This window comes from Blastomonas sp. AAP53, from assembly GCF_000331245.1.
Classification (GTDB): Bacteria; Pseudomonadota; Alphaproteobacteria; order Sphingomonadales; family Sphingomonadaceae; genus Blastomonas.
The window spans coordinates 1-3,584 of sequence record NZ_ANFZ01000025.1; the positions used below are offsets into that span (position 1 = coordinate 1).

General features: G+C 61.6%; 2 protein-coding genes and 1 pseudogene. All 3 read right to left on the reverse strand.

The genetic code is table 11. The annotated features are described in order from the left end of the window. The coding region (locus D618_RS0117140) for a methyl-accepting chemotaxis protein (protein ID WP_017672769.1) at nucleotides 1-893 on the reverse strand (893 nt) is incomplete at its 3' end. 445 nt (nucleotides 894-1,338) lie between these two features. Beyond that, nucleotides 1,339-2,691, reverse strand: coding sequence for a methyl-accepting chemotaxis protein (locus D618_RS0117145; RefSeq protein ID WP_017672770.1), 1,353 nt, complete (start codon nucleotides 2,689-2,691; stop codon nucleotides 1,339-1,341). Between the two features lie 506 nt (nucleotides 2,692-3,197). Next, nucleotides 3,198-3,584, reverse strand: a pseudogene (locus D618_RS0117150) (methyl-accepting chemotaxis protein); the annotation flags it as partial.

Sequence of the window (3,584 nt, forward strand, 5' to 3'; positions counted from 1 at the left end):
TCGCCGGCGCGTGCGGCCTCGACCCCGGCATTCAGCGCCAGCAGGTTGGTCTGGAAAGCGATGCCGTCGATGACATCGATGATGTTGGTGATCTGACCCGAAGATTTCTGGATGGCGTCCATCGCCCCCACAGCGCGGCGCACGACGTCGCCTCCGGTGGTGGCGGCAGTGTGTGCTTCGCCGACCTGCTTGCCGACTTCGGACGCGTTCTGCGCGGTCTGCTGCACCATGGCGGTGACTTCGCGCATGGCAGCGGCGCTTTCTTCCAGGCTGGCCGCCTGCTGCTCGGTGCGCTGCGCCAGGTCGCCCGATGCCGAGCGGATTTCCGATGCGCCGGTCAGCACGTTATTGGCCGCCGACGACGTCTGCGACAGCAGCTGATGCAGCTGGGCCATGGTGTCGTTGAAGTTGTGGCGCAGCGAGTCGAAGCCGGCACCAAAGGCAGTGTTGATCGAATAGCCAAGGTTGCCGCTCTTCATGTGCTGCAGACCGGTGGTCAGTTCGTCCACCACTTGCCGCAAGGCCTCGTCGGTATTGGTGCGCTCGGCCGCGTTGTCCTTGAACGCCAGCATTGCCTTGGTCATCCGGCCTACGCAGTCGCCATGGTTGGTAAACGCGATCGGGCTTTTCAGGTCGCCGGCAGCCAGCCCTTCCATGCGTTCAACGGTGGCGACATAAGGATCGCAGACGGCCTTCTTGGCGTACAGCATGAACCCGGCAACCGCTGCCATGATACCCAGCTCTACTGCCAGTTCGGCGAAAGTGGCGCCCTTGCCGCCGGTCAGGCCCACCAGGCTCGTGATGACAGGGATAGCCGTCAGGGCGAGCAGCACGATCAGAATTGCGTCGAACTTCTTGCGAACCGGATACTGAGTGTAGAAGTTGGTGATCATGGTGCCCCCTTGTGGCTGGAAACGTCCAACCGGCACGCTTGGCCTAAATTAGAATCGATAATCGAAGGTTAACGGCCATTAGGGGAAAGGCCTGCGCGACCGGATATTTGCTGCGTCCTGCCGGTTGAAGTAACACGCTTCCAAGGGTGGCCCGGTGGTCGCTTCCCGGCAGCATAACGCCGGGAAACGCCGGGTCTTGCCGTGATTAAATTGTGTTTTTCAATGATTTGGTTCTTGTCTGCAGTACCAGCTCAGGCTGGTCGCAGCATCACCGTCCATCCCCCGACCGGTGCAATGGTTAATGCGCACACGCGCCTGGCGTCCGAACGGTGGCTCGGACAGATTTTTTTTGTGCGCCGCGACCCTCGATTGCCAGGGTCGCGGGCAGGTTGAAATGCTTGCCGACATTCGGCCAGAACTGTGGTCGCGGCTGATTTTTGGCGGATCAGAATTCGGACCAGTCGTCCTGTGACTCTTCGGCCTTCAGCGCAAGGTTGCCGGACACCATCGGCGCGCGAGCAGGCGGGGCGCGGCGTGCTGTGCGCATGGGGGCAGGCGCTGCCTTGGCGCCTTGTCCCTGACCTGTACTGAACCGCTGGACGACGGCAGACAGGTCGGTTGCTTCTTCGGCCAGGCTGCGCGCGGCAGCGTTCGATTCCTCGACCATCGCGGCGTTCTGCTGCGTCATCTTGTCCATGTCGCCCACGGCCAGATTGACCTGCTGCAAGCGAAGCGCCTGGGTCTGGGTCGAGCTGGAGATCTCGGTAATCCGGGCATTGATCGCAGCGACGCGATCGCTGATCTGCAGCAGCACCGATCCGGTCTCGTCGACGAGCGCCACGCCATCGGAAACGCCTGCATTCGATGCGGTGATCAGTTCCTTGATGTCCTTGGCGGCATCGGCAGACCGTTGGGCAAGCGCACGCACCTCGTTGGCGACGACGGCAAAGCCCTTGCCCGCATCGCCTGCACGCGCGGCCTCGACCCCGGCGTTCAGCGCGAGCAGGTTGGTCTGGAAGGCGATGCCATCGATGACATCGATGATGCTGGTGATCTGGCTGGAGGATTTCTGGATGGCCCCCATCGCACCCACGGCGCGGCGGACGACGTCGCCCCCGGTGGTGGCAGCGGCATGGGCTTCGCTCATCTGCTTGCCGACTTCGCCGGCGTTCCGGGCCGTTTCCTGCACCATGCTGGTCACTTCCTGCATGGCGGCGGCGCTTTCTTCCAGGCTGGCCGCCTGTTGTTCGGTGCGCTGCGCCAGATCGCTGGAGGCCGAGCGGATTTCCGATGCACCGGTGAGGACATTGCTGGCAGCCGACGCGACCTTGCTCATCAATTCGGCCAGTTCAGCCGTCGCATTGTTGTAGGCATGGCTGATGGCGTTGGCATTCGCATCCAGATTCGCGTCGATGTCGATCGTGTGGCTCAGATCGCCCTGCTGAAGCCGGTTCAGCGCGGTTGTGACGCCGCCAATCACGCTTTCCAGCGCAACATCCGCATTGGCGCGTGCAATCGCATTGTCCTTGAACACCAGCATCGCCTTGCTCATCCGGCCAACGCAGTCCTTGTTGTCCAGATAAGGCAGCGGGCTTGTCATGTCGCCTTGGGCCAGCCCCTCCATCCGCACCACGGTGCCGACATAGGGATCGCAGATCATCTTCTTGGCCGCCATCAGCAGCCCGGCAAGCGAAGCGGGGACGACGACCTCAAGGACGATTGCAGCGGCACCGCCACCCCATCCTGCAAGACTGACCAGCAGCGGCAGGCTGGCGATCGTGACCAGCACCCCGAGCATGATATCAAATTTCTGTCTGATCGGAGCGTGTAACGCAAAGTGAGAAATCATCATGCCCTCCTAGCCACGGCAGGCGCGTGCCCATGGCGAGAGACTATAATTCCCACTATAATTGAACGTTAATTTCGCAGGCTGCGGACGCCCTCCGGGCAGCCTTCCTCCCCCCATAGAAATGGGGGGGTATGGCGCGGTAGCGGGCCAGACCGCCCGCTTGGCATTGCGGGGATCGGGTGACAGTTGGTGAAAACAGGCAGAAAATCGCCAACATTATCGTTTCAGTTCAAGCTGTTATTTTTTCGCCAAGGTTGATGAGGCTGATTGAACCGCATTGTTAACGCCCTGGAGAATTTTCATAGCAAAAGGTTAACGTGCTGATCGAACGAGATGCTCATATTTTCGTTATTTTGTCCTGTGCGATGACAGAAAATACCGACCCGCAGCTTCAATGAGGTGCCCGGCATGTCGCTCCGGGCACCGAATCACCGGTCGGCAGCAGCTCCCTGAAGTCAGAATTCGGACCAATCTTCCTGCGTCGCTTCGACCTTCAGCGCGAGGTTGCCCGATACCATCGGCACGCGGGCGGGTGCCGCGCGGCGGGCAGGGGCGGCTGCTGCCGTATTTGCCTGGCCAGTGCTGAAGCGCTGGACGACGTTGGTGAGGTCGGTGGCCTCTTCGGCCAGGCTGCGTGCAGCGGCGTTCGATTCCTCGACCATCGCGGCGTTCTGCTGGGTCATCTTGTCCATCTCGCTGACGGCCATGTTGACCTGCTGCAGGCGCGCGGCCTGGGTCTGGGTGGAGGACGAGATTTCGGCGACGCGGACGTTGATTGCAGCAACACGGTCGCTGATCTGCACCAGCACCGATCCGGTCTCGTCGACCAGCGCCACGCCATC